The organism is Ruegeria sp. B32, assembly GCF_025141855.1.
GTDB classification, from domain to species: domain Bacteria; phylum Pseudomonadota; class Alphaproteobacteria; order Rhodobacterales; family Rhodobacteraceae; genus Ruegeria; species Ruegeria arenilitoris.
In genome coordinates this window covers 3,035,611-3,061,596 of record NZ_CP081106.1, presented here as the reverse complement: position 1 = coordinate 3,061,596, position 25,986 = coordinate 3,035,611, and the positions used below count along the sequence as shown (strand labels likewise).

25 protein-coding genes are annotated in these 25,986 nt (G+C 62.8%); 14 read left to right on the top strand and 11 right to left on the bottom strand.

What is annotated here, in order from left to right; genetic code table 11:
- The first annotated feature begins 30 nt into the window (after positions 1-30).
- From K3752_RS15535 to K3752_RS15520, 4 genes are read left to right on the top strand one after another with little or no spacing between them, the layout of a single operon-like run.
- Positions 31-978 carry an ABC transporter permease gene (locus tag K3752_RS15535; RefSeq protein ID WP_260063730.1) on the top strand — a complete coding sequence of 316 codons (948 nt, stop codon included), beginning with the start codon at positions 31-33 and terminating at the stop codon, positions 976-978.
- The gene (locus tag K3752_RS15530; protein ID WP_260063729.1) at positions 975-1,790 is read left to right on the top strand and encodes an ABC transporter permease; all 816 of its coding nucleotides are present in this window, start codon (positions 975-977) and stop codon (positions 1,788-1,790) included. The genes K3752_RS15535 and K3752_RS15530 overlap by 4 nt, the downstream gene beginning before the upstream one ends.
- A complete protein-coding gene (locus K3752_RS15525; RefSeq protein ID WP_260063728.1) occupies positions 1,787-3,406 on the top strand; it encodes an ABC transporter ATP-binding protein in 1,620 nt (539 codons plus the stop codon). Before K3752_RS15530 ends, K3752_RS15525 begins: the two co-directional genes overlap by 4 nt.
- A gap of 13 nt (positions 3,407-3,419) precedes the next feature.
- Positions 3,420-4,865 (top strand): aldehyde dehydrogenase family protein, encoded by a 1,446-nt coding sequence (locus K3752_RS15520; protein WP_260063727.1) that lies wholly within the window; start codon positions 3,420-3,422, stop codon positions 4,863-4,865.
- 6 nt (positions 4,866-4,871) lie between these two features.
- Here the strand turns inward: K3752_RS15520 and pncB are convergent, their stop codons facing one another.
- The gene (gene pncB / locus K3752_RS15515; protein WP_260063726.1) at positions 4,872-6,164 is read right to left on the bottom strand and encodes a nicotinate phosphoribosyltransferase; all 1,293 of its coding nucleotides are present in this window, start codon (positions 6,162-6,164) and stop codon (positions 4,872-4,874) included.
- 166 nt (positions 6,165-6,330) lie between these two features.
- On the opposite strand from pncB, the gene K3752_RS15510 reads away from it, so the two are divergent.
- Positions 6,331-6,864, top strand: coding sequence for a hypothetical protein (locus tag K3752_RS15510; protein ID WP_260063725.1), 534 nt, complete (start codon positions 6,331-6,333; stop codon positions 6,862-6,864).
- A 4-nt stretch (positions 6,865-6,868) separates the two neighbouring features.
- On the opposite strand, the gene pncA is transcribed toward K3752_RS15510, so the two are convergent.
- Positions 6,869-7,462, bottom strand: a complete 594-nt coding sequence (gene pncA, locus K3752_RS15505) for a bifunctional nicotinamidase/pyrazinamidase (RefSeq protein WP_260063724.1) — start codon at positions 7,460-7,462, stop codon at positions 6,869-6,871.
- Positions 7,463-7,558: 96 nt separating this feature from the next.
- On the opposite strand from pncA, the gene K3752_RS15500 reads away from it, so the two are divergent.
- Entirely contained in the window at positions 7,559-8,464 is a 906-nt protein-coding gene (locus K3752_RS15500) for a rhodanese-related sulfurtransferase (protein ID WP_260063723.1), read from the top strand.
- Between the two features lie 80 nt (positions 8,465-8,544).
- The gene (locus K3752_RS15495; RefSeq protein ID WP_170364636.1) at positions 8,545-9,063 is read left to right on the top strand and encodes a potassium channel family protein; all 519 of its coding nucleotides are present in this window, start codon (positions 8,545-8,547) and stop codon (positions 9,061-9,063) included.
- Between the two features lie 19 nt (positions 9,064-9,082).
- Here the strand turns inward: K3752_RS15495 and K3752_RS15490 are convergent, their stop codons facing one another.
- On the bottom strand, positions 9,083-9,412 hold the full coding sequence (locus K3752_RS15490; protein ID WP_260063722.1) for a hypothetical protein: 330 nt from the start codon (positions 9,410-9,412) through the stop codon (positions 9,083-9,085).
- A gap of 187 nt (positions 9,413-9,599) precedes the next feature.
- Between K3752_RS15490 and betB the strand changes: the two genes are divergently transcribed.
- From betB to K3752_RS15475, 3 genes are all read left to right on the top strand, one after another.
- Positions 9,600-11,054 carry a betaine-aldehyde dehydrogenase gene (gene betB, locus K3752_RS15485; RefSeq protein ID WP_260063721.1) on the top strand — a complete coding sequence of 485 codons (1,455 nt, stop codon included), beginning with the start codon at positions 9,600-9,602 and terminating at the stop codon, positions 11,052-11,054.
- A gap of 142 nt (positions 11,055-11,196) precedes the next feature.
- Positions 11,197-13,641: an FAD-dependent oxidoreductase gene (locus K3752_RS15480; protein ID WP_260063720.1), complete on the top strand. Its 2,445-nt coding sequence runs from the start codon at positions 11,197-11,199 to the stop codon at positions 13,639-13,641.
- The gene (locus K3752_RS15475) at positions 13,638-14,996 is read left to right on the top strand and encodes an MmgE/PrpD family protein (protein WP_260063719.1); all 1,359 of its coding nucleotides are present in this window, start codon (positions 13,638-13,640) and stop codon (positions 14,994-14,996) included. Before K3752_RS15480 ends, K3752_RS15475 begins: the two co-directional genes overlap by 4 nt.
- Here K3752_RS15475 and thpR read toward each other — a convergent pair.
- The 6 genes from thpR to fliL form a co-directional block, all read right to left on the bottom strand.
- Positions 14,969-15,532, bottom strand: coding sequence for an RNA 2',3'-cyclic phosphodiesterase (thpR, locus tag K3752_RS15470; RefSeq protein ID WP_260063718.1), 564 nt, complete (start codon positions 15,530-15,532; stop codon positions 14,969-14,971). The two genes, K3752_RS15475 and thpR, sit on opposite strands and share 28 nt — an antisense overlap.
- Positions 15,533-15,655: 123 nt before the next feature.
- Positions 15,656-17,800 carry a hypothetical protein gene (locus K3752_RS15465; RefSeq protein ID WP_260063717.1) on the bottom strand — a complete coding sequence of 715 codons (2,145 nt, stop codon included), beginning with the start codon at positions 17,798-17,800 and terminating at the stop codon, positions 15,656-15,658.
- Positions 17,797-18,666, bottom strand: a complete 870-nt coding sequence (motA, locus tag K3752_RS15460) for a flagellar motor stator protein MotA (RefSeq protein ID WP_170364095.1) — start codon at positions 18,664-18,666, stop codon at positions 17,797-17,799. Before motA ends, K3752_RS15465 begins: the two co-directional genes overlap by 4 nt.
- 46 nt (positions 18,667-18,712) lie before the next feature.
- Complete coding sequence (locus K3752_RS15455) at positions 18,713-19,294, bottom strand: MotE family protein (RefSeq protein WP_409233605.1); 582 nt, start codon at positions 19,292-19,294, stop codon at positions 18,713-18,715.
- The gene (locus tag K3752_RS15450) at positions 19,294-19,848 is read right to left on the bottom strand and encodes a hypothetical protein (RefSeq protein ID WP_260063715.1); all 555 of its coding nucleotides are present in this window, start codon (positions 19,846-19,848) and stop codon (positions 19,294-19,296) included. Before K3752_RS15450 ends, K3752_RS15455 begins: the two co-directional genes overlap by 1 nt.
- 9 nt (positions 19,849-19,857) lie before the next feature.
- Positions 19,858-20,355 (bottom strand): flagellar basal body-associated protein FliL, encoded by a 498-nt coding sequence (gene fliL / locus K3752_RS15445; protein ID WP_222457705.1) that lies wholly within the window; start codon positions 20,353-20,355, stop codon positions 19,858-19,860.
- A gap of 119 nt (positions 20,356-20,474) precedes the next feature.
- Here fliL and fliF point away from each other — a divergent pair, with 119 nt between their 5' ends.
- From fliF to fliP, 4 genes are read left to right on the top strand one after another with little or no spacing between them, the layout of a single operon-like run.
- Positions 20,475-22,070 carry a flagellar basal-body MS-ring/collar protein FliF gene (gene fliF, locus K3752_RS15440; protein ID WP_260063714.1) on the top strand — a complete coding sequence of 532 codons (1,596 nt, stop codon included), beginning with the start codon at positions 20,475-20,477 and terminating at the stop codon, positions 22,068-22,070.
- Positions 22,070-22,666 (top strand): ABC transporter ATP-binding protein, encoded by a 597-nt coding sequence (locus K3752_RS15435; protein WP_260063713.1) that lies wholly within the window; start codon positions 22,070-22,072, stop codon positions 22,664-22,666. Before fliF ends, K3752_RS15435 begins: the two co-directional genes overlap by 1 nt.
- Entirely contained in the window at positions 22,659-22,946 is a 288-nt protein-coding gene (locus K3752_RS15430; RefSeq protein ID WP_093964097.1) for a FliM/FliN family flagellar motor switch protein, read from the top strand. Before K3752_RS15435 ends, K3752_RS15430 begins: the two co-directional genes overlap by 8 nt.
- Positions 22,946-23,674: a flagellar type III secretion system pore protein FliP gene (gene fliP, locus K3752_RS15425; protein ID WP_409233604.1), complete on the top strand. Its 729-nt coding sequence runs from the start codon at positions 22,946-22,948 to the stop codon at positions 23,672-23,674. The genes K3752_RS15430 and fliP overlap by 1 nt, the downstream gene beginning before the upstream one ends.
- A 17-nt stretch (positions 23,675-23,691) precedes the next feature.
- On the opposite strand, the gene K3752_RS15420 is transcribed toward fliP, so the two are convergent.
- Entirely contained in the window at positions 23,692-25,131 is a 1,440-nt protein-coding gene (locus K3752_RS15420) for a HAMP domain-containing sensor histidine kinase (RefSeq protein ID WP_170444054.1), read from the bottom strand.
- Positions 25,128-25,865: a response regulator transcription factor gene (locus K3752_RS15415; protein ID WP_170360520.1), complete on the bottom strand. Its 738-nt coding sequence runs from the start codon at positions 25,863-25,865 to the stop codon at positions 25,128-25,130. The genes K3752_RS15420 and K3752_RS15415 overlap by 4 nt, the downstream gene beginning before the upstream one ends.
- Between the last annotated feature and the right edge of the window lie 121 nt (positions 25,866-25,986).

The window sequence follows — 25,986 nt, the reverse complement described above, 5'->3', positions numbered from 1 at the left end:
GGCGGCCAATCCCGGCCTAACGTGGCGGCAATGCTCCGATATGCGCTCAAACGTCTGATTTCGCTGGCACTCAGCCTGGCCGTCGCTTCGGTGGTCATCTTCGCGGTGATCGAGGTGGCGCCCGGGGATCCGGCCTCGTTCATGCTGGGGGTGAACGCCCAGCCCGAAACGCTGGCCGCCCTGCGCGCCGAGCTGGGCTTGGACGTGTCACGGCCGCAGCGCTACCTGAACTGGGTCAGCGGCATGCTGGCCGGAGATTTCGGCACCTCGTACACCTATCGCACGCCGGTGGCGCAGATGGTGGCCGACCGGCTGTGGGTGTCGCTGCCGCTGGCGCTCTATGCGCTGACACTGTCGACGTTGATCGCCTTTCCGGTCGGTATCTTCGCCGCCGCGCGCCGGGGAAAACCGGGCGATCTGGCGGTGATGGGGGCCACGCAGCTGGGCATCGCGGTGCCGAATTTCTGGTTCGCGATGATGCTGGTGCTGATCTTCGCCATCAATCTGCGCTGGTTCAACGCGGGCGGGTTCGCGGGGTGGGACAACGGCCTGTGGACCGGGCTGCACTCGTTGACCCTGCCGGCGATCGCGCTGGCCCTGCCACAAGCGGCGATCCTGGCGCGGGTCATGCGTTCGGCACTGCTGGACATTCTGGGTGAGGATTTCATGCGCACCGCCCGCGCCAAGGGCCTGTCGCGCCGTCAGGCGCTGTGGCGGCACGGGGTGCGCAACGCGCTGATCCCGGTGTTGACCATCATCGGGCTGCAGTTTTCCTTCCTGCTGGCCGGATCGATCATCATAGAGCAGGTCTTCTATCTGCCCGGGTTGGGGCGGCTGGTGTTCCAGGCGATCTCGGCGCGGGACCTGATCGTGGTGGAGTCGGTTGTAATGCTGCTGGTCTTTGCGGTCATCACGGTGAACTTCCTGGTCGATCTGGCCTATGCCGCGGTCGACCCCCGGTTGCGGAGCCGCACATGAGCCGGTCTCTGATCCTGGGGGCGGCGCTGTCCTCGGTGGTGGTGTTGATGGCGCTGCTGTCCTTCGTCTGGACACCCTATGACCACGCCGCCCTGAACATCCCCGACAAGCTGCAGCCGCCCAACGCGCAGCACTGGTTCGGTACCGATCATTTCGGGCGAGACATGTTCTCGATGATCATGGTGGGCGCGCGTACCTCGATCGCGGTGGCGTTGGTGGCGGTGGGCATCGGCATGGGGTTCGGCGTGCCGCTGGGTCTGACGGCCGCGGCGCGCAAGGGGTCGTGGCTGGATGAGCTGATCATGCGCGGCAACGATCTGGTGTTTGCCTTCCCCTCGCTGGTCATCGCGATCCTGATCACCGCCGTCTTCGGCCCCGGTGCGGTGAACGCGATCATCGCCGTCGGCATCTTCAACATCCCCGTCTTCGCCCGCATCACCCGCGGCGCGGCCCTGTCCCTGTGGGAGCGCGAGTTCATCCTGGCCGCCCGCGTGGCGGGCAAGGGCGCGGCGCGGATCTCGGCCGAGCACATCCTGCCCAACGTCGCCAATCTGCTGATCGTGCAGGGCACCATCCAGTTCAGCCTTGGTATTCTGGCCGAAGCGGGGCTGTCCTATGTCGGCCTCGGTGCGCAGCCACCCACGCCCAGCTGGGGCCGGATGCTGGCGGATGCGCAGACGATGGTCAGTTTTGCCCCGCATTTGGCTCTGATTCCGGGGCTGGCGATCTTCGTGACGGTGCTGGGGCTGAACCTGCTGGGCGACGGGCTGCGCGATTGGCTGGACCCCCGCATCCGGGTGGCCCGCGCATGAGCCTGCTGGAAATCCATAACCTGTCGCTGTCGATCCACGGGGTCCCTGTTCTGGACCAGGTCAGCCTGTCCATCGACCCCGGGCAGATCGTGGCCGTCACCGGTGAGAGCGGCTCGGGCAAGTCGATGTCGGCACTGGCGGTGATGCAGTTGCTGCCCGCAGGGGCCGTGGCCAGCGGCTCGGTCCGCCTTGACGGGCACGAGGTTCTCAACAGCCCCGAGGACGAGATGTGCCGCCTGCGCGGCGCGGCCGTCGGGATGGTGTTTCAGGAGCCGATGACGGCCCTCAATCCGGTGAAGACCATCGGTGATCAGGTGATGGAGACCATCCTGATCCACAAGGCCATGCCCCCCGACGCCGCCCGCGCGCGCGCGCAAGAGGTTCTGACCCGTGTCGGCCTGCCGCCCGACCGCTTTCCCCTGTCGCGCTATCCGCACGAACTGTCGGGCGGGCAGCGGCAGCGGGTGGTGATCGCCATGGCCATCGCCCTGCGCCCCCGGCTGCTGATCGCGGACGAGCCGACAACTGCGCTGGACGTAACCACGCAGGCGCAGATCCTCGATCTGCTGCGGGGGCTGGTCACCGAATACGGCATGGGCCTGCTAATGATCACCCACGATCTGGCGGTGGTGGCCGACATGGCCGACCGGATCGTGGTGATGCAGAAGGGGCGGGTGGTCGAAACCGGGGCCACCGACCACCTGCTGCGCCAAATGCAGCATCCCTATACGCGGATGCTGTTTCAGGCCTCGGGCCACCGGGTCGTATTGCCTGCGCCGCCTGCGCCTGCGCCGCTGCTCGAGGTCCGCAACGTGGTGCGCGACTATCGCCTGCCGCGCACGCGGTTGTTTGAGAAGCCCGGCCATCACCGGGCCGTGGATCACGTCAGTTTCACGCTGAACCGGGGCGAGCGCCTTGGACTTGTGGGCGAGTCCGGCTGCGGAAAATCGACCCTGACACGGGCTGTTTTGGGGCTTGAGGAGGTTCAGGGCGGGCAGATCCTGCTGGGCGGCCTGCCAGTGTTCACCGGTCGCAAACCCAATCTGGCCGTGCGCCGCAAGATGCAGGTGGTGTTCCAGGACCCGTTCGGCAGCTTCAACCCCCGCCACCGTGTCGCCCGCCTGATCACCGAGCCTTTTCACCTGCTGGGAACGCCGCCCACCGGGTCCGAACGGCAGCATCGGATCGCCGAGATGCTGACCGCCGTAGGCCTCTCGCCGGACGATGCGGGGAAATACATCCACGAATTCTCGGGCGGGCAGCGCCAGCGCATCGCCATCGCCCGCGCCCTGATCATCCGGCCCGAGCTGATCCTGTTCGACGAGGCCGTCTCGGCACTCGACGTGTCCGTGCGGGCGCAGGTCCTCGACCTGTTGGCCGAGCTGTGCGCGGCCTATGACCTGACCTACCTGTTCATCAGCCATGACCTGAGCGTGGTGCGCACCATCACCGACCGGGTAATGGTGATGCAGTCCGGCCGGATAGTCGAGCAGGGCAAGACCGAGCGCGTGTTCGCGGACCCGCAGCACCCTTATACGCAAACCTTGATCCAAGCCGTGCCGAAATTGCCCGAGATCGGGCAAGGCGCGGCAAGAAACCCGTTAGTTAGAGCCTAATTTGGAGGCGGATATGCTAAATCCCATCTGGTTTGATCCCACCCTGTGCCTGATCGGCGGCGATTGGGTCGCAACCGACGGCACGCTTGATCTGACCAACCCGTCCGACGGCACGCCGCTGTGCCGGATTGCGCGCGGTGAGGCGCCGCAGATCGATGCCGCCGTGCAGGCCGCGCAGGCGGCGCTGGACGGCGACTGGGGCCGGATGACCGCGCTGGAGCGGGGCCGCATCCTGACCCGGCTGGGGCAGTTGGTGCAGGACCGGACCGAAGAGCTTGCGTTGCTCGAAGCTTTGGATGTGGGCAAACCGCTCACCCAGGCGCGCGCCGATGCGCTGGCGCTGGCGCGGTATTGCGAATTCTACGGCGGTGCGGCGGACAAGGTGATGGGCCAGACTATCCCCTATCTGGACGGCTACACGGTCTACACCCTGCGCGAGCCGCACGGTGTGACCGGCCATATCGTGCCGTGGAACTACCCGATGCAGATCATCGGCCGCTCGGTCGGGGCGGCGCTGGCCATGGGCAATGCTTGCGTGCTGAAACCGGCGGAAGAGGCCTGTCTGACCGCGCTGGCCTTTGCCCATCTGGCAACCGAGGCCGGCCTGCCGCCGGGGGCGCTGAACGTGGTGCCCGGCATCGGGGCTGAGGCGGGCGCGGCCCTGTCGGCGCATCCGGGTGTGCATCATATCTCGTTCACCGGGTCCGTGGCGACGGGCGCGCTGGTGCAACAGGCGGCCGGGGCCAACGTGGTGCCGGTGACGCTGGAACTGGGCGGGAAATCTCCGCAACTGGTGTTCGATGATGCCGATCTGGAGGCCGCGTTGCCGTTTCTGGTGAGTGCGGGCATCCAGAACGCGGGTCAGACCTGCTCGGCCGGGTCGCGTGTTCTGGTGCAGCGCGGAGTCTATGCCGAGGTCAAGGCGCGCATGGCCGCCGCCTATGCCGATCTGACCGTCGGCCCCGCGACCGAGGATCTGCGCGTCGGACCGCTGATCTCGGACCGGCAGAAGCAGATCGTGACCGGCTTTCTGGCGCGGGGGGCCGATCTTGAGATCGCAGCACAAGGCCGGATCGTGGATCACGCGCCGCCGGGCGGGGCCTATGTGCGCCCGACGCTATTTGGTGACGTGCCGCCCGATCATCCGCTGGCGCAGAAGGAAATCTTTGGCCCGGTCCAGGTTCTGATCCCCTTCGACACCGAGGAACAGGCCGTTCAAATCGCCAACGGCACCGATTACGGGCTGGTGGCCGGGATCTGGACGCGGGACGGCGCGCGGCAGATGCGGCTGGCCAAACGGCTGCGCGCGGGGCAGGTGTTCATCAACAATTACGGCGCGGGCGGCGGGGTTGAGCTGCCGTTCGGCGGGGTCGGAAAATCGGGCCATGGCCGCGAAAAGGGGTTCGAGGCGCTGTACGGGTTTTCCCAGTTGAAAACCGTGGCCGCCCATCACGGCTGAGCCGTGCTAGACGATCACTTCGATCGCTTCTTGGTCCCCTACGCCAAAGACGCGCTTGTAGCGCTCGATTTCGTCTTTCGGCCCCATCGCCTTTTCGGGGTTGTCCGACAGTTTCACCGTCGGCCGCCCATTGGCCGAGACCGCCTTGCACACCAGCGAGAACGGCGCCAGCGCATCCCCCGGCACCAGACCGCGGAAATCGTTGGTCAGCAAAGTGCCCCACCCGAACGAGACCTTCACCCGGCCCGCGAATTGGCCATGCAATTCGCGGATCTTGTCCACGTCGAGCCCGTCCGAGAAAATGATCCGCTTCTGGCTGGCATCCTCGCCGCGCGATTTCCACCAGTCGATGGCGATCTCGGCGCCCTTGGCCGGATCGCCGCTGTCGATGCGGATGCCAGTCCAGCCGGCCAGCCAGTCGGGCGCGCGGTCCAGAAACCCCTTGGTGCCATAGGTGTCGGGCAGGATGATCCGCAGGTTGCCGTCATGTTCGTCATGCCAGTCGCTCAGCACGTCATAGGGCGCGCGGGCCAGTTCCTCGTCGGTTTCGGCCAGCGCTGAATAGACCATCGGCAGTTCATGCGCATTGGTGCCGATCGCCTCGACCTCGCGCCGCATGGCGATCAGGCAGTTCGACGTGCCGGTAAACGCCGGGCCCAGCCCCTCGATCATCGCCTGCACGCACCAATCCTGCCACAAAAAGGAGTGCCGCCGCCGGGTGCCGAAATCGGCGATCCCCAAACCGGGAATGCCGCGCAGCGTTTCGATCTTTTCCCAGACACGGGTCATGGCGCGGGCATAGAGAACCTGAAGCTCGAACCGGCGCATGTCGTTCAGAACCGCACGCGAGCGCAGCTCCATCAGCACCGCCAGCGCCGGGATCTCCCACAGCATGACCTCGTGCCATTTCCCTTCGAATGTCAGCTCGTACTGATCGCCGCGGCGCTCCAGGTAATAGGGCGGCAGGCGCAGATTCTCGAACCATTCCATGAAATCGGGGCGGAACATCTGGCGTTTGCCGTAGAAAGTGTTGCCCCGCAGCCAGGTGCTTTCACCCCGGCTGAGGCTGAGTGAACGGATGTGGTCCAGCTGTTCGCGCAGCTCGCCCTCGTCGATCAGCTTGGCCAGCGGGACGTGATTCGAGCGGTTGATCAAGGAAAACTCGACCGTTGTTTGAGGTCGGTTTCGAAACACTGACTGGCACATCAGCAGTTTGTAGAAGTCTGTGTCGATCAAAGACCGGACAATCGGGTCGATCTTCCATTTGTGATTGTAGACACGGGTCGCGATGTCGACCATGGGGAACTCCTGCCATTTCCGTTGTTAGATCAATCAGGGCGGTGAATGGCAAGAGTCGCGGATTTGGTAACAATGCCTAGGACAGGCCATAATGCGGGCATAATGTCTGTTCTTTTCGCGGTCTAGTTAGACGGTGGGATGGTACGAGAAGGTAGTAGTTGGCTGAATGGTTCTGGCTTACGACTTTGATATTGTAACGATTGCGAAAGATGGGGGTGATTGCGGTTCGGCGACTGCGGCAGACTCGAAAACCGCAACCGTCTACGCGCGGTTTCGCGACGTAAAGACGGCCGATGCTCTTAGGGGAGCGTCACCGCAGCTGCGCCAGATGTTCGTGGATGCCGGGTTCATTCTGGACAGCCACGGCAATAGTGATGCACGTGGTTTCTATCCGGCCGAAGACGCCGAGGCCCGCGAAAAAGTCTTGCGTCGGCTGTTTGCAAATATTCGGGCAACGGGATTGCGCGGCCAGTATTGCGGTGAATTCTATCTGCACGGCTTTCTGCGCCATGTCCGCAGCGCGCAACCCAGTGTCGATATCAAACGCCGCGATCCGGTGCGCCGCCCGCAACCGGCCACACCCGCGCCCGCAAAACCTGACCGAAGAACCGTGCCGGGGCGCATTGGCTTCGCCCTTGGCCTTGCGGTTATCGTGTTCGTCCTGCTGAAATACCTGGCTGCGGCCGGAGCGACGCCCTGAACCGCTAGGCCAGCGTAACACCCGCGTCGCGCATGGCCTGTTCCGCCGCTGCGAGCGATCCATCCAGATCGATTGCGCGGCAAACGTCGGTTCTGACGGTCACGTCAAAGCCCAGCCGGGCCGCATCCACCGCCGAATAATGCACGCAGAAATCGGTCGCCAGGCCCACCAGCGTCAGCCGGTCGATCCCGCGCGTGCGCAGATAGCCTTCCAGCCCGGTGGGCGTGGTGTGGTCGTTTTCGAAGAAGCCGGAATAGCTGTCGATCGCGCTACGGAAGCCCTTGCGCAGGATCAGGTCGGCATCGGTACGCAGGTCGGGGTGGAATTCGGCGCCGGGTGTGCCCTGCACGCAATGGTCGGGCCACAGGACCTGCGGGCCATAGGGCATCTCGACCAGATCATAAGGCGCCTTGCCCGGATGGGAGGACGCGAACGAGGAATGACCCGCCGGGTGCCAGTCCTGCGTCAGGATCACCGCATCGAAATCGGGAATCATGGCATTGATCGGGGCGACGATCTTATCCCCGTTGGGAACTGCCAGCGCGCCGCCGGGGCAGAAATCGTTCTGGACATCGATCACGATCAGGGCATGGGTCATGGCGGCCTCCTTTGCGCGTCCTATCGGTAGGGGGGCGGGCGGTGGTCGTCAATGCGGTCTCTTGCGTTGCGGGGGGGCGCGCATTAGATCGCGGCCATGTACACGATCGCCGCACTGTATCACTTCACCCGTTTTGCCGACCCGGACGCCCTGCGCGCGCCGCTGCTGGAGCTGTGCCGCGCGCAGTCGGTCAAGGGCACGCTGCTGCTGGCGCATGAGGGCATCAACGGCACCATCGCCGGCCCACGCGCCGGGATCGACGCGGCTCTGGCGCATATTCGGGCGCTGCCGGGCTGCGCCGATCTGGAATGGAAAGAGGCCACCGCCAGCCAGCCGCCTTTTGGAAAGATGAAGGTGCGCCTGAAGAAAGAGATCGTGACCATGGGCCAGCCGGATGTCGATCCGCGCGCCCGCACCGGCCACTATGTCGAGCCTCAGGACTGGAACGATCTGATCCGTTCGGATGATGTGGTGGTGATCGATACGCGCAATGATTATGAGGTGTCGATCGGTACGTTCGACGGCGCAATCGACCCTAAAACGGCCAGTTTCCGCGATTTTCCTACCTGGTGGGAGCATAACAAGGACCGGTTCCACAACAAGCGCGTCGCCATGTTCTGCACAGGCGGCATCCGCTGCGAGAAATCCACCAACTATCTGCTGGGGCAGGGGGTCGAGGATGTCTATCACCTGAAGGGCGGCATCCTGCGCTATCTCGAGGAGGTCCCGCCCGAGGACAGCACCTGGAAGGGCGAGTGCTTCGTGTTCGACAATCGCGTTTCCGTAGGGCACGGGTTGGCCGAGGGACCGCACCAGCTGTGTCATGGCTGCCGCCGCCCGATCCTGCCCCAGGACATGGAGCGCCCCGAATACGAGCACGGCGTGTCCTGCCACCAATGCATCCACGAGACGTCCGAGGCCGACAAGGCCCGGTTCCGCGAACGGCAGAAACAGATCGCGCTGGCGCGGGCGCGCGGCGAAGAGCATATCGGCGGCCAATAGCTTCGAATCCCGCAAAAAAGCTTGCGATGATGCGCCCGGCGTTAAAAAATGGCCGGTACCCGTGCTTGGGGAGGGGGACGATGGCGCATGATCCAACCACATTGCAGGATTGGAAGCCCACGCTGATCGCAGCGATGGGCCTTGTCATGCTCAGTGCGCTGGCTTGGTACATCCTTTCACACCTGACCGAATCCGCCGCCGGCGACACGATCGGAGCCGCAGCCACCATCGGGCTGGCGATTTGGCTGTTCTCGCAAACCTGGTACTACATTGCGCTTGTGCGCTCGCCCAAGCGGCAGTTGCTGCTGATGGGGATTTCCTTCATTCAGGTCGTGCCGTTTCTGTTCGCTGCAGTCTACGGGTCATACGGGTACTACGATCTGTGCGTTGAAGGCGCCCGCGGTCCGGCGGATGTCCTGTACTTCTCGTATGTTACCTTCACGACGGTTGGTTTTGGTGACTTGCGGCCGGTTGGCGTGTGCCGCGCGCTTGCCGTGGCTGAGGCGATTACCGGCTATATTCTACTGGGCCTGTTCGTGGCAGCGGCCGTAGGGCTGTATGGTCGGTCGCATCGCCATCGCCATGACAAAGACGCCTGAGCCCGCCGGCCACATTTCTTCACTTGTTCCGCTCAATCCATTGCGACATCGCACGTTTGTCGCGGAAGCACTCGCTGGGGATCGGGCGGCGTTTGGTGCGCGAGATCCGCTCGGCAAAGGCCACCTGTTTGCCCGTCGGGTAGTCGGCAAAGGGGGAGGGATCGTGCGGCTTGTGCGCCGAGATCCAATCGGACATGGATCGCCGATCGCGCTGCGCCTCAACCGGGATCTCCAGCGCGGACTGCTGGGCGATCGCGCGCGCATAGCGCATCTGACGGTCCGTGACGGGCAGAATGTGGTAGTCGTTGGTCGGCCCCATCGGGGCGGTATTGCGCAAAGACTGTTCCATCTGGTGATCCTCCGATCATGCAGAACAGAAATGGAACATTAACCATTTTTTTCAAGAGTGCCCCTTTTTTTGTTGGCAAGAATTCGCCCAAAGCAGTGCTTTATTGACTGATCAATCAATAATCATTACCTGCGGATGAAACCGACCGGCACCGGTTCCCCGGGGCCAGAGTAAAAAAGGATCCGCGATGAAAGTTCAGCCCAAGGCCAGCCACTTTATTGATGGCGAATATGTCGAAGACACCGCAGGCACCCCGATCGACGTGATCTATCCAGCTACGGGCGAGGTCATCGCCCGCTTGCATTCGGCGACGCCGCAGATCATCGAACAGGCTCTAACGAGCGCAAAGCGCGCGCAAAAGGCCTGGGCGGCGATGACCGGGACCGAGCGCGGCCGCGTCCTGCGCCGCGCCGCCGACATCATGCGCGAGCGCAACCGCGAGCTGTCGATCCTGGAAACCCATGACACCGGCAAGCCGTTGCAGGAAACGCTGGTGGCCGATGCGACCTCGGGCGCGGATGCGTTGGAATATTTCGGCGGGCTGGCCGGGTCCCTGACCGGTGAGCACATCCCGCTGGGTGGCGGCGATTTCGTTTATACCATCCGCGAGGCGCTGGGCGTCTGCGTCGGCATCGGCGCGTGGAACTACCCCACCCAGATCGCCTGCTGGAAGGGCGCCCCGGCGCTGGCCTGCGGCAATGCGATGGTTTTCAAACCCTCGGAAACCACGCCCCTGTCGGCATTGAAAGTGGCGGAGATCCTGATCGAGGCCGGCTCGCCCAAGGGCATCTACAACGTGGTTCAGGGCTATGGCGATGTGGGCGCCGCGCTGGTCACCGACCCGCGCGTGGCCAAGGTGTCGCTGACCGGCTCGGTACCCACGGGCCGCAAGGTCTATGCTGCCGCGGCCGAGGGCATGAAACACGTCACGATGGAACTGGGCGGCAAGTCGCCCCTGATCGTGTTCGACGATGCCGACATCGAAAACGCCGTCTCGGGCGCGATCCTGGGCAATTTCTACTCATCCGGTCAGGTCTGTTCCAACGGTACGCGCGTCTTCGTGCAGAAGGGTATCAAAGAGGCCTTCCTGAGCCGTCTGACCGAACGCCTTGCCAATGTGAAGATCGGCGACCCGATGGATGAGGCCGTGAACTTCGGCCCGATGGTCAGCGAAAACCAGATGAACATCGTTCTGGGCTATATCGAGAAGGGCAAGGCCGAGGGCGCGCGGCTGGTCCATGGCGGCGCGCGGCTGGATCGCCGGGGCTTCTACATTCAGCCCACGGTCTTTGCCGATGTGACCGACGACATGACCATCGCCCGCGAGGAAATCTTCGGCCCCGTCATGTCGGTTCTGGATTTCGAAACCGAAGACGAGGTGATGGCCCGCGTCAACGCCACCGAGTTCGGCCTGGCCGCCGGCGTGTTCACCAACGACCTGACCCGCGCCCATCGCGTGGTGGCCGGGTTCGAGGCGGGCACCTGCTACATCAACACCTACAACCTGGCCCCGGTCGAAGCCCCGTTCGGCGGGTCGAAAATGTCAGGCGTCGGGCGCGAGAATTCGAAGCTGGCGATCAACCACTATTCGGAAATGAAAACCGTCTATGTCTCGATGAACGACGTCGAGGCACCCTACTAGACGATCCCGAACCGGGATTCCGGCCCAACTTGCCCTGTTCCCGACATTTGGGGTCGGGAACAGAGCATACGGTGTCCGCACACTGTGGCTGACTTCTGAGGCAGAGGGGTGACGCGCCCTCACCAGTCAGGAGAAAAGCCCGATGAGAACCCATGCACAGGCCGTCGTGATCGGAGGGGGCCTTGTCGGTTGTTCGATCCTCTACCACCTTGCCAAGCTGGGCTGGACCGACGTGATCCTGCTCGAGCGGGACGAACTGACCAGCGGGTCCACCTGGCACGCTGCGGCCAACATCCACGGGCTGCACGACAACAACAACGTCACCCGCATCCAGCACTACACGATGAACCTCTACAAGCAGCTGGAGCAGGAAACCGGGCAGGGCTGCGGCGTGTTCCAGCCGGGATCGCTGTATCTCGCCCAAACCGAAGCGCGCGAGCACCAGCTGCGCCTGCAAGAGGCCAAGGCGCGGTTCTATGGCCTGAATTTCCATGAGATCAGCCGCGAACAGGCGAGGGAGCTGCACCCGCTGGCGCAGTTCGATGACATCCGTTGCATCATGTATGAACCCGACGGCGGCAACGTAGACCCATCGGGCGTGACCCATGCCTATGCCGCAGGAGCGCGCGCGCTGGGGGCCGAGATTCAGCGGTTTTGCCCCGTAACAGGGACTGAGCCGCAGCCCGACGGCTCGTGGATCGTGCGCACGGAAAAGGGCGACATCCACACGCAATGGGTGGTCAACGCCGCCGGGCTGTGGGGGCGCGAGGTGGCCGCAATGGCCGGGCTGGACCTGCCGCTGCAACCGACCGAGCACCAGTATTTCGTAACCGAAGCAATTGACGAGGTCGCCGCCCTTGGCCGCCGCCTGCCCTCGATCGCCGACCGCGACGGCGAGTATTACTTCCGGCAGGAGGGCAACGGCCTGCTGATCGGCGCCTACGAGAAGGACATGCGGTTCTGGGCCGAGGATGGCACGCCGCTGGATTTCGCCCATGACCTGTTTCCCGACGACTTGGACCGGATCATGGAAAACGTGATCCGCGCGACCGAGCGTGTGCCGGTGGCCGCGACCGCAGGTGTGAAACGGGTGATCAACGGCCCGATGATCTGGTCGCCGGATTCCAACGCCATCTGGGGGCCGGTGCCCGAGTTGCGCAACTATTTCTGCTGCACCGGCATCATCCCCGGCTTTTCGCAATCGGGCGGGCTGGGCCTCCTGGCCGCGCAATGGATGATCGAGGGCGAGCCGCAATACGACATGTTCGCCTGGGATCTGGCGCGGTTCGGCGACTGGGCCGGCAAGAACTTCACCAAGGCGCGGGTCGCCGACCAATATTCCCACCGCTTCGCCATCCATTTCCCGAACGAAGAGCGCAGCGCTGGTCGGCCGGCTCGCGTGCGCCCTGCCTATGAGATGCAGAAACAGTTGGGCGCGGTCTTCGGCCTCAACTGCGGCTGGGAACACCCGCTGTGGTTCGCCGACCGGCCCGGAACGGTCGAAACCACCGGCTTCACCCGCCAGAACTGGTTCGAACCTGTGGGGCAAGAGGCCCGGATGCTGCGCGAGAGCGTGGGCGTGATCGACATCTCGAACTTTGCCAACTACGTCGTCAAGGGGCCGGGCGCGCATGACTGGCTCGACCGGCTGGTGGCCAACCGGGTGCCGACCGAGGTGGGGCGGTCTTGCCTGACCCCGCTGATTTCCGTGCGCGGTGGCGTGGCGGGGGATTTCACCATCACCAAGGTGGCCCAAGACGAATACATGATGATCGGCTCGGGTATGGCCGAACGCTATCACCAGCGGTTCTTCAACATGGTGGACCTGCCCGAGGGCACCACCTTCGAGGTCGCCACCAACCGCATCGCGGGCTTCAACATCGCCGGCCCGAAATCGCGAGAGGCCTTGCAACGGCTGACCAATGCCGACCTGTCGAACGCGGCGTTCCCCTTCATGCGCTCGGCCACGACCGAGGTTGCCGGGGTCACCTGCCTTGCCATCCGCGTCAGCTTCACCGGCGATCTGGGGTGGGAGCTGCACTGCGCCGAAGAGGACCAGATCAGACTCTATACCGCGCTTCTGGACGCTGCCCGCGCCTGCGGTGGAGGGCCGGTCGGCGGCCGTGCTCTGGGCGCGTTGCGGATCGAAAAAGGCTATGGCTCATGGGGGCGCGAGTATTCGCAGGAGTACTGGCCGCACGAGGTCGGTCTGGATGGGTTGATCAAGCCAGACAAGGATTTCCTGCACAAGGCGGCTTGGCTGGCGATCAAAGACAATCCCGCGCGCGAGGTGCTGTCGATTTTCGAGGTCGATGTCCCCCACGATGCCGATGCCAGCGGGGGCGAGCCGATCTTCACCCCAGATGGTACGCCCGTCGGGCGCGTCACCTCGGGCGCTTATGGCTATACGGTCGGCAAGTCGCTGGCCATCGGATACGCCAACCCAGCCGTGGCCCAGCCGGGTGACGAGGTGCATATCTTCATCCTGGGCAAACCGCACAGGGCTCGGATCCTGCATGCGCCTGCGTTCGACCCCGAAGGCCTGCGCCTGCGAGACCAGAAACCGGCGATGGAGGGTGCCAAGTGACCGAAACCTTCGCCCGCGTCGCCGAGTTTGTTCTGAACCGCCCGGCGGACCAGATGCCCGACAGCGCGCGCGAAGCGGCGGCCCTGATGCTGCTGGATACTTTGGGCATCGTGATCGCCTCGACCCCGATGGAGGCCGGCGTGATCGCCCGCGACACTGCCGCATTGCTGTACGGATCGACCGATCCTGCATTCTCGGCGCGGATGCTGTGCGACGGGCGCCGGGTCAGCCTGGCGGGCGCGGCCTACGCGGCCGCCACGCAGACCGACAATCTCGACGGGCACGACGGTTACAACCCGACCAAAGGGCATATCGGCGTGGTGGTCGTGCCCGCGCTGTGCGCATTGGCCGAGCACTGCCCTGATCTTTCCGGACCCGATGCGCTGGCCGCCGTCATCACCGGCTACGAAATTGCGGGCCGCGCAGGTATCGTGCTGCATGCCACCGTCAGTGACTATCACACCTCGGGGGCCTGGAACGCACTGGGCGTGGTTGCAATGGCGGCCCGCTTGCGGGGCCATTCACCGGACCAGTTGCGCCAAGGCCTTGGCATTGCCGAATATCACGGCCCCCGCAGCCAGATGATGCGCGAGATTGCCAACCCGACCATGCTGCATGACGGGTCGGGCTGGGGCGCGCTGGTGGGCATGTCGGCGGCAATTCTGGCCGAGCGCGGCTTTACCGGCGCCCCCGCCATCACCATCGAGGAGGACCGCGCCGCACCCTATTGGCAGGACCTCGGAACGTTTTGGCAGATGGAACATCAATATGTGAAACCCTATCCGATCTGCCGCTGGGCCCATGCCGCCATCGACGGGCTGCGCACGGTCATGACAAGGCACGCTCTGACCCATGACCAGATCGCCCGCGTCGAGATCCACAGTTTTCACGAAGCGGTTCAACTGTATTCGGGGATGCCCGAGACGACTTCGCAGGCGCAATACTCGCTGCCATTTGCCGTCTCGACTTTTGCGGTACACGGGCGGATCGGGGTCGAGCACATCAGCGGCGATGGATTGTCCGATCCAATGGTCGCCGATTTCCTGAGTCGCATCACCGTATCCGAGTCGGACCGCCATAATTCCCGCTTTCCCGCCGGGCGCTGGGCCGACGTTCAGGTCACGACGCATGACGGTCGCGTTTTCCGCTCGGGCGACATCCATGCCCGGGGAGGGCCTGAGTCTCCGATGTCGCGACAGGACGTCATCGACAAGTTTGTCGAGTTTTCTTCTCCGGAAATCGGAGGGTCTGCTGCCAAGAATCTGAGAAGCGCGGTTTTGAACCTTACCGATCCAGGCACCCGGTTTAGTGACATGGTGCAGCCTCTCTACCGGTCGGCCAAGTCGTCAGCCTGACCGGACCAGCCTTGCAACTGCAGAGGATAGGTCGACAGCGTTTCATATCGTGCGCCGTCCGGCCGAAGTGTCGAAAAGTTGAGGTTGAACTGGGTCACCACCATGGTGTCTTGGGGAACTGGGGTATGCAAAAAGGCCTTGTTTAGAGACGATTCAATACCCCGAACTATGGTGATATGCGGTCGAAAGCGGCGGCGTTGCAGCGTCAGCCCGGCCCGCCTAATGCACTGCAGGACGCTTTCATGCAGGTGCAGGAGTTCAGGATCGGGCTCCACCACCATGTGCAGGGAGTTTCCGAAACTGCCCAGCCCGGACAGTCTGATGGAAAAGGCCGGGCGCTTCAGCGCTTCGAGGTGATCATTCAATTCGATCAAGGCGTTTCGGGTCTGGTCGCCCAGGAAAGCCAGCGTCAGATGAAGGTTTTCAGCAGGCAAACTTCGACCGCAATGTACTGCGCGCGCGACGTCGGCGCATATCTGGGCGATTTCGGAAGATACGGGAATGGCGACAAAACATCGAATGAGCGCTTCGGACATCCGTTGCCCCTGATCTGGATAAGGTTGAATTTGCCGGGCAGTCTGGCGGTGCTTGCTCTTTCAGACAAGCGCATGCTCTCAATGCGAGGCGCACAAGCCGGCTGTTCGTCGCGCGGATCCTGACTATTCCAATTCAGTTGTCACGTTCAGCAATTCGGCTATCTTCTGCCGCGTGTCGGCGCTGGCCTCAAGCAGCTGTTCAGCGTCTGAAATTGGCTTGTCCGGTTCTCGCTGCACTGGCGCACGCAGTGCCGAGCTCAGATCTATGACCTGCCCCAGCGCTGTGTCCTTCGCCCCAACTTTTTCCAAGTTGAACCCCGCCCACCATGACAGGCGCGCGGCGGTATCCTCATCCCCTATGTTTCGCCAAGCCTCAACGGCGGCCGCGTAATTGCCCATATCGGTCAGGGCTTGTGCCCGCACCCTTTCAGCGTCATCGGAGGGATCCTCGGCCAATTCGCGAAGGGCCAGATCCGGTCGGTTTTCCAGCAGCGCGGCCCGCGCCCGAAGGATGGCGCGTTCGCGCCTGCGTGTCCCATCCGAACCTGCACCAGTCAAGTCTCGGGCTTGCTTGGCAAAGCCGAGGTCCGCAAAACGCTTGGCCAGTAACAGCGAAGTCTCGATCGAAATAGACTCTAAATCATGTGTTTTCAGGGTACTTGTATACAGCAGAAAGGTCAGGTCATCCGCGCGCTCTGCTGCCAGATGCAAAATACGATTGCGCGTGCCGGTCCAGGTCTCGTCTCCGCGATGGGCATCAAGGATATTGAAGGCCGCAGAAAACTCGCTGCCAAGGGCAAGCGCCAGGGCGTGACCGCGGGCCATGACCGGGCCCAATTCAGAATTGCGCAGTTCGATCGCGTAGCCCGAGATCAGATCGATTTGGCGTCGCGAAACGGCCCCACCCTCTGCCCACTTCTTTTCAACGAGCCGGGCCAGGGCAAGCGGGGCTTCCAAATCCGAGCTTGGGTTGTCGATGACGTCGTTCAACAAATTGTCGCGGGTGTCCGCATCTCCCTCAGCGGCAGCAACAGTTGCCTGCGCGAGTGTCACCTCGGGGTGTTGCAGAGTTTGGACGCGATCCACCGAACGAAGTACCCGCCGGGCGGCTTCAAGCTGGCCGGAGGTGACGAATATCTCGGCCAGCCGGGGGCCGAGGATCCGGCGTAGATGCTCAGGAAGCCTCAGGTACGCCTGTTCCATCCGTTCCTGCTGCGCATCTTCCTGCAACTGGCCATCCGCCATCGCGGCCCACATGGCAACCGCGCCGTCGCAGCGTTGCAACCCACGCAGTTGGTTAGGCTCTGATACAGGCTGATCATCAATTATTTGCGCGACCGCTCGAACCCATTCCTGTTCCGGCGATGCATCTTCGATCAACTGCAGAACCTGTATGGCCTCTGAACCGAAACCCCAGTGTGCCAACAGCTTTGCGAGCTTGAGCGCGATGGATCTGTCGACCCTGTCGAACTCCAGGAACAAGCCCGCTCGCAGCTCAGCCACCTGATGCGCAAAAGGCCGACCGTCAGACCAGGTGTCGAACCCCAATTCGGCATCCGAAATACAGGCTGGCAGCAACTCCAGAGGTTGCAGAGGTGGCTCTCCCAGTTTGCCCAACTCGTCAAGGATCGAGCTTACCTGGATATGAGCAGGCAGATCCTGCGCGATGTCCGGAAGCGCTTCCGGCACCGAGGCACGCGGACCCGGAGGTGTGACGTTCAGGTCGACAAGCCCGCGATCCGAGCCTTGCAACAGACGGGTCGAAAGGCGCTGCTGCAGGCCATCGCGATCCAGTTGCGGAAGTGGGGCAACGATTTCAATTGATGGCGCTTCGGCCTGTGGACGACGCTTGGAAGTCTGTTCTGGGATCACAATCGATGGAATGTCCAGACTTGGCGGAGGCAAGGCTTTTTGCGCCGCTATGTCCACAACGATCATCGTATCCTTGTACAAAAAAGCGGTCGCGGCGCAGTCACAGCCGAAGTCCAGCTCAAGCGGCGCGCCGGAATCGGCCTGCGATATCGCCTCAAGCCGGCCTGCGGACAATCGTGCAAAGACCGATCCGGTCTTAAATTCCACGTCGTCCAATTCGACCGCCAGGCGCGCGCCGTTTTTCCGGTGGGCGAGGCTCCAGTTGGTGCCCGCAGGAACGCTGAGAACAAGCCGCGTGAAACCGTCATGTTCGCCGGACCGCACCGGAACGTCCTTCGCCAGCACACCAGTTGCCAATGCGTTCAGGCCAAGGGTCAGGAGCAAAATCCGGATCATGCTGCCGCCTGCTTGATCTCTTTCAAGGCTTCTTCCAATTCGGTGAAGCCGGGGCGATTGTGGGTCGGCGTGTTCTGGCGACCAACCTCGATACACATTGCAGGGTTGTGATTGTGCAGGTTGGCAACCAGAACTTCCCGGATCAGTTGATAGAAGTGATTGTCTTCCTCCACGACCGCTTTCAGCTTTCCGGCGAAGGGGCCGACCAGCCCGTAGGCCAGAAAGACGCCCAAGAAAGTCCCGACAAGGGCACCTCCGATCAACTTGCCCAAGACCTCAGGCGGTTGGTCGATCGAGCCCATGGTCTTGATCACGCCGAGAACCGCCGCGACGATCCCCAGTGCCGGCAACCCGTCCGCCACGGTTTGCAAGGCGTGGCTGGAATGCATGGCGTGGTGGAAATTGGCATCCATCCGCTTTTCCAGAACCTCTTCAACCTGATGGGGATCGTCATAGTTCATCGCCGCCGACCGCATGGTGTCGCAAATCAGGTCCACCGCCTCTTTGTCCGCCTGTATCTTGGGGAAGGCTGCAAAAATGGCTGAGTTTTCATGGTCTTCGATGTGCTGCTCGAGCTCGACCGGATTTGAACGGGCAAGCCGGATTAGCGAGAACAGAAGGCACAGCAGATCGCGGTAGTCTTCGGGCTTCCACTTCGGGCCTTTGAAAACCTTGCCCAGATCCTTGATCGTGTGTTTGACCGCCGACAGGTCATTGCTGATCAGAAAGGCGCCGATGGCGGCCCCGCCGATCATCATCATCTCGAACGGCAGAGATTTGAGGATGATCGCCATCTTGCCGCCGGCGGCGAGGTAGCCGCCGAACACCATTACGAAAATAAAGACGATTCCAAGAATTCCGATCATGTGGTCTCTCCGGCAGAGCGGTCTTTGTGGGTGGGGCTCATGGCGGCTACTCAGTGGGGGCGTTGGCGTTGCGTCCGGCCATTACGACACTGATGGTATAGGCGGCCTCGGGGCTGAGACCGGCCATCACACCCGCAGCAGCCTCAGGCGGCATACGCGACAGGAAACCGGCCGCAAAAACCGGATCCATCGTTTCGAACAGCGCCGCGGCGTCCTTGGGCTTCATGTTCTGATAGACATCGGTCAGACGGGCAAGGTCGGTTTCAGCCGCCTTGTCCGCCACGGCCAATGTCTCGCGCAGCGATGCCTCGGCCTCTTGCAAATCAGAGAGGCGCGTCGCAATGGCCTCGTTTGCAATCTCCAGGGCACGCTCCCTGTCGCGCAGCGCGCTCTCACGCTGTTTGACGGCTGCTTCCCGACGCAGCAATTCGGTCAGCAAGGCTTGCATGTCCGGTTTTTCGTCCGAGCCGGCGCTGTGTGCAGAGACTTCCGAGGGGTCAGGCCCCCTTGCCAAAGCCGGCCCAGCCTCAAGCCCCAGCCGTATGATGGCGGAACTGATCATCAAGGCTGAAATGAGGGTCAGAACGCCACCACGTGGTCGACGCTGGGCAGGTTGCAGGCTGAGCATCAGGATCGGGCCTCGCTACCTTGCGCCTTGTGCCTGAAGAACAATACGCCTTTGGGAACCGGGCCCGGATCCTCTGCGGAGTCGTTGGTGGATTTGACCTTGGCTTCCGGCTTGGATGGCTTTGGTTCCACAGCCGCAGGCTCGGCGGGTTGCTCGGGTGCTTGAGGCCCGGATTCCGCTTTCAGCGAGTCCGGTTCCGCCTCGAGAGGTGACGGCTTTTTGGTTTCGGCCGAGGAATTTGCAGGCTCCTTAACCTTGGGTTTGTCCTCGGGGATCACGTCGTGCATCGACGCCATGATCAACTCAAGCCGCTGTGCGACTGACTCGGCGCGCTCGGTCAGATCCTGCAGTTTGTGTCCGGACTGGTCAGATGCAGCACGCGCGGCATCCAGGGATTTTTTCAGTTCTTCCGCCTGTGCGGACAGCACGGAAACCGCGCCACCGACGCCCCGCTCCAGGTCCGTGAACCGCCTGAGGCGTCGGGCCAGAACAAAACAGTACAATCCGGCCCCCAAGGCGCCGGCGACCAGCAGAATGTCCGAGATCAGTTCCAATTTCGCCTCCTAGTTCAATACGAATTCCGTGACCAGAACGTCACGTACCCGACCTTCGCCAACGACGATGCCGATGCGCCGCAGCAGGTGCCCGCGGATGCGAACCAGAGCCAGCGAGTCTTCGAGGTCGGACAGGTTGATGGCCCGGAGATAGCCGTTCATCACGTCCATGATGCGGGGAATCATCTTTTCCACCTCGGCCTCGTGACCGGCGGCCACCTCAAGTTGAGCGTGGAATTTCAGATGGCGCGAATCGCCGGAATTCACGGACACGATCACGGGCGGCAGGTCGACGAACCCGACATCCGGCAACGCATCGATCGCATGTCCGGCGTCCGCGTTTTCCGCTGTGTTTCCCTCGGCCTCGGGTGCTTTGCCCAAAAGCCCGGACGCGGTCACATAGTACCCTCCCGCAGCACCCAGAAGCGCCAGAACCGCGCCAATCATCAGTCCCTTTTTACCCGACTTCTTCGGGCCTTCTGCCTCATCCACGGTCGCGTCTGTCATGGCGTCCTCATTCTTGCGTTCGGCACCCGTCATAACCCCGCAGGGACTAACCGATTGTTAAGGGCAATCGTTCAAACAGGGCACGAGCCGCACAGAATGTCGGCGAGTCGGAGGTGAGCGTGCAGCAGATCGGAACTGTCTGGGCAAGTTTGGGCAGGCGCAAACAAATCATCGTGGCGGGGGCGGCTGTCGTCGTGTTCCTGAGTGTCCTGGCGATTTCGCGGTTGGTGACATCTCCGTCCATGACACTCCTCTATGCGGGGCTGGAAAGCGGGGCGGCGGGGGATATCGTCCGCGCCCTGGATCAACGCGGTGTCACCTACGAGATTCGTGGCGGCTCAATCTATGTTCCGGGCTCGCAACGCGACGAGTTGCGCATGACCCTGGCAAGCGAGGGTCTGCCTGCAAATGGCAACCGGGGTTATGAACTGCTGGATACGCTGAGTGGGTTCGGTACGACCTCGCAGATGTTCGACGCTGCCTATCGGCGCGCCAAGGAGGGTGAACTGGCGCGAACCATCGTCAGCAGCCCTCATGTAGGGCAGGCGCGGGTTCACATTGCCAGCGGGTCCACAAGCCCGTTCCAGCCCAGCGTTTCGCCAACCGCTTCGGTCTATCTGGTGCCATCCGGGGCCAAGATCACGGTTGAGCAGGCCAAGGCGATCCGATTTCTGGTGGCCTCCGCCGTGACCGGCCTCGCGCCCGAGGATGTTGCGGTGATCGATTCCAACGGTGCGGTGATCGGCCCGCAAGAGACGGCGGTTGCCGCCGACACTGCCGATGACAAGGCCAAGGTCCTGCGCGACCGCGTCCTGCGGCTGGTCGAGGCACGCGTCGGACCCGGCAATGCGGTGGTCGAAGTCAGCGTCGACACGGTCACCGAGACCGAATCCATAAGAGAGCGGCGGTTCGACCCCAAGGGCCGTGTCGCAATCAGCACCGATGTCGAGGAACGGTCGGATACCTCCCGCAATCAGTCGTCTGATGTAACAGTTGCTTCCAACCTGCCGGACGGGGACGGCAATGGCAGCGATGAATCGAATTCTTCAGCCACGCAAACCCGCGAGCGGATCAACTATGAGGTTTCAGAGACCGAGCTTGAAGTTCTGCGGGTGCCGGGGGCCATCAAACGCCTGACGGTTGCCGTGCTGGTCAACGGAACCCGAACAACGGACGCCACCGGTGCCGAGGTTTTTATGCCGATGGCACAGCCGGAACTGGACGCTCTGGAAGAGCTTGTCGCCTCGGCCGTGGGCTTCAATGCGGATCGCGGGGATGTCATCACGCTGAAATCCCTGGAACTGCCCAATGTCGAACCGCAAGGAACATTGGCGACCGCTTCGGTCTGGCAAAGCATCCATCTGGATACGATGTCGCTGATACAGATGGCAGTGTTGGCCATCGTATCGCTGGTCATGGGGCTGTTCGTGATCCGGCCGATCCTGACCGGTTCTGCCGCAGTGCCAGCCTTGCCGCCTGCCGCAGCCTCCGCCGGGGGCGGCGCGCCATATCTTGTCGGTGAAATCTCAGATGCTGATGGACAGGAATTCAGCGCTCTCACCGGCCAGGGCGAAAACGGAGGCTCTGTGCCTGCGATTGGGTCCACGGCAAGCGAAGATGCGGTCGGCCGTCTGCGCGCCCTGATCGGGGACAAACAGGAAGAAACGGTCGAAATTCTGCGGAGCTGGCTGGAAGAAAAAAAGGAGAAGGTGTGATGTCGATCGCCCACCTGCTCGAGGATTTCACGACTCAGGCCGACGGCGCGAACCTGCGATTGCTGGACGAAGAAGCTTTGGAGGAAGAGAGGCTCGCCGCTTTCGAACGCGGATATGGTGCCGGGTGGGAGGATGCGTTGCAGGCCCAAACCCAAGGTCGTGCTGCGCTGACCGAGGATATGCGGGCAGCCTTCTCCGACATGTCCTTCACCTACCAGGAAGCTCTGACCCGGATGACCTTGTCGCTTGAACCGATGTTCAGTGCTCTGGTTCAGACCGTCCTTCCGCACGCCTTGGATCGGGGGCTTGCCGCGCGCGTGATCGAGCAGTTAAGCGAAATGGCCAAGGCGCAGGTTGCACAACCGATCCTTCTGTTGGTTCCACCCGGTGTTGAAGGGGATGTCGAGGCAATGTTGCCCGCCGACATAACGCCCCTCCCCAAGGTCGTCGCGGACCCCGGGTTGCTGCCGGGTCAGGCGCGGTTGCAGGTCGGCACCGCCCGGTCCGAGGTTGATTGCACCGCGCTGCTGGACGCGATCGCCGCCGCTTTCGACGCATATGTTTTTGAGGCAAAAGAGGCTTTGTCAAATGAGTGACGCACCTGCATCCAAACCTGAAAGACCCAACCCGTTCGAAGCCGTTCCCATAGAGGTGACGGTTTCCGTCGGTCGGGCGCGCCCCCTGATACGCGACCTGTTGAGCATGGGTGAGAACGCCGTTCTGACCTTGGACAAACGGGTCGAAGATCCGGTGGATCTGTATGTCGGCGACCAATTGGTCGCCCGTGGTCTGCTCGAGGAAATGGAGGGGGACAATGCCGGTCAATTGGCGGTGCGTCTGACCGAGATTTCGGATTTCCAGAACGGACTTGGATGATGCGCCGGGCGGCTTGGTGTGCATTGGCGATCCTTGTGCTGACACCAGCACTGGCATCGGCACAGGAACTGTCGCTGTCATTGGGCGACGGCGGATCCATATCGGCGCGAACCATTCAGTTAATCCTGCTGATCACGGTGCTCAGCCTGGCACCCGGCCTTGCGATCATGGTGACCTGTTTCCCCTTTCTGGTCACGGTACTGGCCATTCTGCGGCAGGGGATCGGATTGCAACAGTCCCCGCCCAACATGCTGATCGTCAGCCTGGCGCTGTTTCTGACCTACTTCATCATGGAGCCGGTTTTTACCCACGCTTGGGACACCGGGATCCGACCGATGGTCGAAGAAACACTTACGGTAGAGCCTGCATTGGAACGTGCCATGGTGCCGTTCCGCGAGTTCATGGTGGCGCGGCTGGATGGCGACACGTTTCGGGCCATGGCGGCCTTGCGCCCCGACACCGCGTCGATGGAGCTGTCGCCGGAGGCGCCTCTTTCGGTTCTCATGCCGTCCTTCATGCTGTCCGAGGTTGCCCGCGCGTTCCAGATCGGATTCCTGATATTTCTACCGTTTCTGATCATCGATCTTGTAGTGGCCGCGGTACTCATGTCGATGGGGATGATGATGGTGCCGCCCGCCACGGTTTCGCTGCCGTTCAAACTGGCGTTTTTCGTGATTGCAGATGGGTGGTCCCTGATCGCAAGTGCCTTGGTGCGAAGCTATTCCTAGCCTGCGTGTGAACGGTCTCAGCGCCGGATTTGCAGCCGCGCCCGCAGACCCTGATCACCCGCTTCAAAGCGCAGCGAGCCACCATGCTGTTCTGCCACGGTTGCAACGATTGTCAGGCCCAGCCCGAACCCGTCGGACGACCCGATGTTCGAACCGCGCCGGAACGGGGCCATCAGCGCCTCGATATCCGAAACGGACAAGTTGGTTCCCTTGTCTTCGACGACAATCGTGGCGGTTTCCGCGTCGGTTTCCAGTTCAACCGTTGCGTGGCGCCCATATTTCAGCGCGTTGTCGATCAGGTTCGTCAACGCCCGTTTCAATGAGATCGGTCGCGCCATGACAAGGATGCGGCGGGTTTCCGGAAGCGAGCCATGCCCGCGCCGCGACATGAAGAGCGACGCCGCGCCCTCCACCTCGACCGGGGCGACCTGTTTCAGGGTCACAGGCAGATCCATGTCCTGATAGTCGGCAACCAGCGACTCGACCAGTGAGGTGAGAGAGATCTGGCGCGGGTCCTCGATGCTCAGTTCCGAGCGGGTGTAGGTCAACACGCTTTCGATCATGCCGGTCATCTGGTCGACATCGGACTCCAGCTTCTCTCGCAACTCGGCGTCCGGTATCAGCGCCGCGCGCAGACGCACGCGGGCCGCTGGTGTCCCAAGGTCGTGGCTGACGCCGGACAGGACCGTAGCACGCTTTTCCAGCTGTGCGCGTTCGTCCTCAAGATGCGTGTTTACCGCCGATACGATGTCGCGCAGTTCGGCCGGCCCGGACATGTCGTAGCTGTCCGGACCCCCGCTGCGCCGGCGGTCACGCAGCGACTGGGAGAACCGCGAAAAGCTGTCTGTCACATTGCCGACTGATGTCAGAATGATCGCAAGTGCCACGACGGCCAGAAAGATCGCAGGCAGGCGCAGGTCGGTCGGGGCCGCATCGCACCCCCAGACCTGCGTACCGTCGATCTTCTGCCAAGCGCCCTGTCCGAACCGGGCCACCAGAATGGGTTCGCTGCAATAGGTGGCCAGCAGGCGTGTCAGGTTGCCCATCTTCTGCGGCCCGGTCTGGTCGTTGCCTGACACGATGTCGGATACCGGATAGACCAGCCGGTCGGACAAGACCGCAAGCGTCAGGTTCCGCCCGCTGAGCGGCGCGGAGCTGTCGGTCAGAATGGACAGGTTGGTCAGAAACCGGCGTCCTGCAAGGTCGGGCAACTGCTCGAATTCACCCGCATCGGCCAGACTTGCGGCCTCGGGCGGCAGTGGCGTGATCAATACGTCGGGATGCGAGGCGCGACCGGTGCGCAGATCTTCGTAGACCGAGAACCCGGCAACATAGGCCCGGGTCAGATAGGCGTCCCAGTTGCGAACGGATGAAAACCACAATCCTGCCGCCAGCAGCCCGGCAGCAAACGCACCCAGGCTCCAGGCCCAGCCCAGATCCCGCAGGCGCAGGGTCATGCCTCCTGTTCCACGGTGACCTCGCAGGCGAAGACATAGCCGACACCGCGGGCCGTGCGCAGCATCTGCGGATCTTTGGGGTTGGCCTCGATTTTGGAGCGCAGCCGCCCCACCAGAACGTCGATGGCCCGACCCTGCGCTTCGGGCTTGTCACCGGTGCCGGTCACGTCCAGCGCGGCGGCGATCTCGTCGCGGGTCAGCGGAATGTGCGGGTTGGCCAGCAGCACCTTGAGCAACGCGGTTTCGCGCTGCGACAGCGACACCTGGTACCCGTCCGGGGCATGCACCTCGTCGCGTTTGCCGTCATAGACCCATCCGCCAAAGCGGAACGTGCGGATCCGCCGGCGATAGGCCAGCGATGGCGTGCGCCGCGCGCGCTGCATCACCGCGCGCACACGCGCCAGCAGCAGTTGCGGGTTGAACGGCTTGGCGATGTAGTCGTCGGCGCCCACCTCGTACCCGGCCATGCGCTGATGATCGGCAGACAGGGCCGACACGAAGATGATCGGCACGTCCTGCTCGCGGCGCAGCCGGGCGCAGATCTCGACCCCGTTCTCGTCACCCAGCATCACGTCCAGAAGGATCAGGTCGATGCGGCCTGACTTCAGGTGTGCCTGCACCTCGCGCTCGGTGGCTGCTGGCAGGGCAATGAACCCGTTCTGGTGAAAGAACTGGGTCAACATCGACCGGATTTCCGGATCGTCATCCACAACCAGCAGACGTGGAATGCTCACGCTGTTCCTCCCCGATTTCCCCCTCGACGCTGCCCTCAATTGTAACGGACTGCAACAGATTCAAGGTCAACGTAACACGCTGTAACAAAAGGCGGGAAAATTTGCAGCCCGCGCCGGATAC

Excerpts from the sequence above, each read along its gene's own strand:
- K3752_RS15535 (WP_260063730.1), top strand. The coding sequence starts at position 31 with ATGCTCCGATATGCGCTCAAACGTCTGATTTCGCTGGCACTCAGCCTG.
- K3752_RS15530 (WP_260063729.1), top strand. The coding sequence starts at position 975 with ATGAGCCGGTCTCTGATCCTGGGGGCGGCGCTGTCCTCGGTGGTGGTG.
- K3752_RS15525 (WP_260063728.1), top strand. The coding sequence starts at position 1,787 with ATGAGCCTGCTGGAAATCCATAACCTGTCGCTGTCGATCCACGGGGTC.
- K3752_RS15520 (WP_260063727.1), top strand. The coding sequence starts at position 3,420 with ATGCTAAATCCCATCTGGTTTGATCCCACCCTGTGCCTGATCGGCGGC.
- pncB (WP_260063726.1), bottom strand. The coding sequence starts at position 6,164 with ATGGTCGACATCGCGACCCGTGTCTACAATCACAAATGGAAGATCGAC.
- K3752_RS15510 (WP_260063725.1), top strand. The coding sequence starts at position 6,331 with ATGGTTCTGGCTTACGACTTTGATATTGTAACGATTGCGAAAGATGGG.
- pncA (WP_260063724.1), bottom strand. The coding sequence starts at position 7,462 with ATGACCCATGCCCTGATCGTGATCGATGTCCAGAACGATTTCTGCCCC.
- K3752_RS15500 (WP_260063723.1), top strand. The coding sequence starts at position 7,559 with ATGTACACGATCGCCGCACTGTATCACTTCACCCGTTTTGCCGACCCG.
- K3752_RS15495 (WP_170364636.1), top strand. The coding sequence starts at position 8,545 with ATGGCGCATGATCCAACCACATTGCAGGATTGGAAGCCCACGCTGATC.
- K3752_RS15490 (WP_260063722.1), bottom strand. The coding sequence starts at position 9,412 with ATGGAACAGTCTTTGCGCAATACCGCCCCGATGGGGCCGACCAACGAC.
- betB (WP_260063721.1), top strand. The coding sequence starts at position 9,600 with ATGAAAGTTCAGCCCAAGGCCAGCCACTTTATTGATGGCGAATATGTC.
- K3752_RS15480 (WP_260063720.1), top strand. The coding sequence starts at position 11,197 with ATGAGAACCCATGCACAGGCCGTCGTGATCGGAGGGGGCCTTGTCGGT.
- thpR (WP_260063718.1), bottom strand. The coding sequence starts at position 15,532 with ATGTCCGAAGCGCTCATTCGATGTTTTGTCGCCATTCCCGTATCTTCC.
- K3752_RS15465 (WP_260063717.1), bottom strand. The coding sequence starts at position 17,800 with ATGATCCGGATTTTGCTCCTGACCCTTGGCCTGAACGCATTGGCAACT.
- motA (WP_170364095.1), bottom strand. The coding sequence starts at position 18,666 with ATGATCGGAATTCTTGGAATCGTCTTTATTTTCGTAATGGTGTTCGGC.
- K3752_RS15455 (WP_409233605.1), bottom strand. The coding sequence starts at position 19,294 with ATGCTCAGCCTGCAACCTGCCCAGCGTCGACCACGTGGTGGCGTTCTG.
- fliL (WP_222457705.1), bottom strand. The coding sequence starts at position 20,355 with ATGACAGACGCGACCGTGGATGAGGCAGAAGGCCCGAAGAAGTCGGGT.
- K3752_RS15435 (WP_260063713.1), top strand. The coding sequence starts at position 22,070 with ATGTCGATCGCCCACCTGCTCGAGGATTTCACGACTCAGGCCGACGGC.
- K3752_RS15430 (WP_093964097.1), top strand. The coding sequence starts at position 22,659 with ATGAGTGACGCACCTGCATCCAAACCTGAAAGACCCAACCCGTTCGAA.
- fliP (WP_409233604.1), top strand. The coding sequence starts at position 22,946 with ATGCGCCGGGCGGCTTGGTGTGCATTGGCGATCCTTGTGCTGACACCA.
- K3752_RS15420 (WP_170444054.1), bottom strand. The coding sequence starts at position 25,131 with ATGACCCTGCGCCTGCGGGATCTGGGCTGGGCCTGGAGCCTGGGTGCG.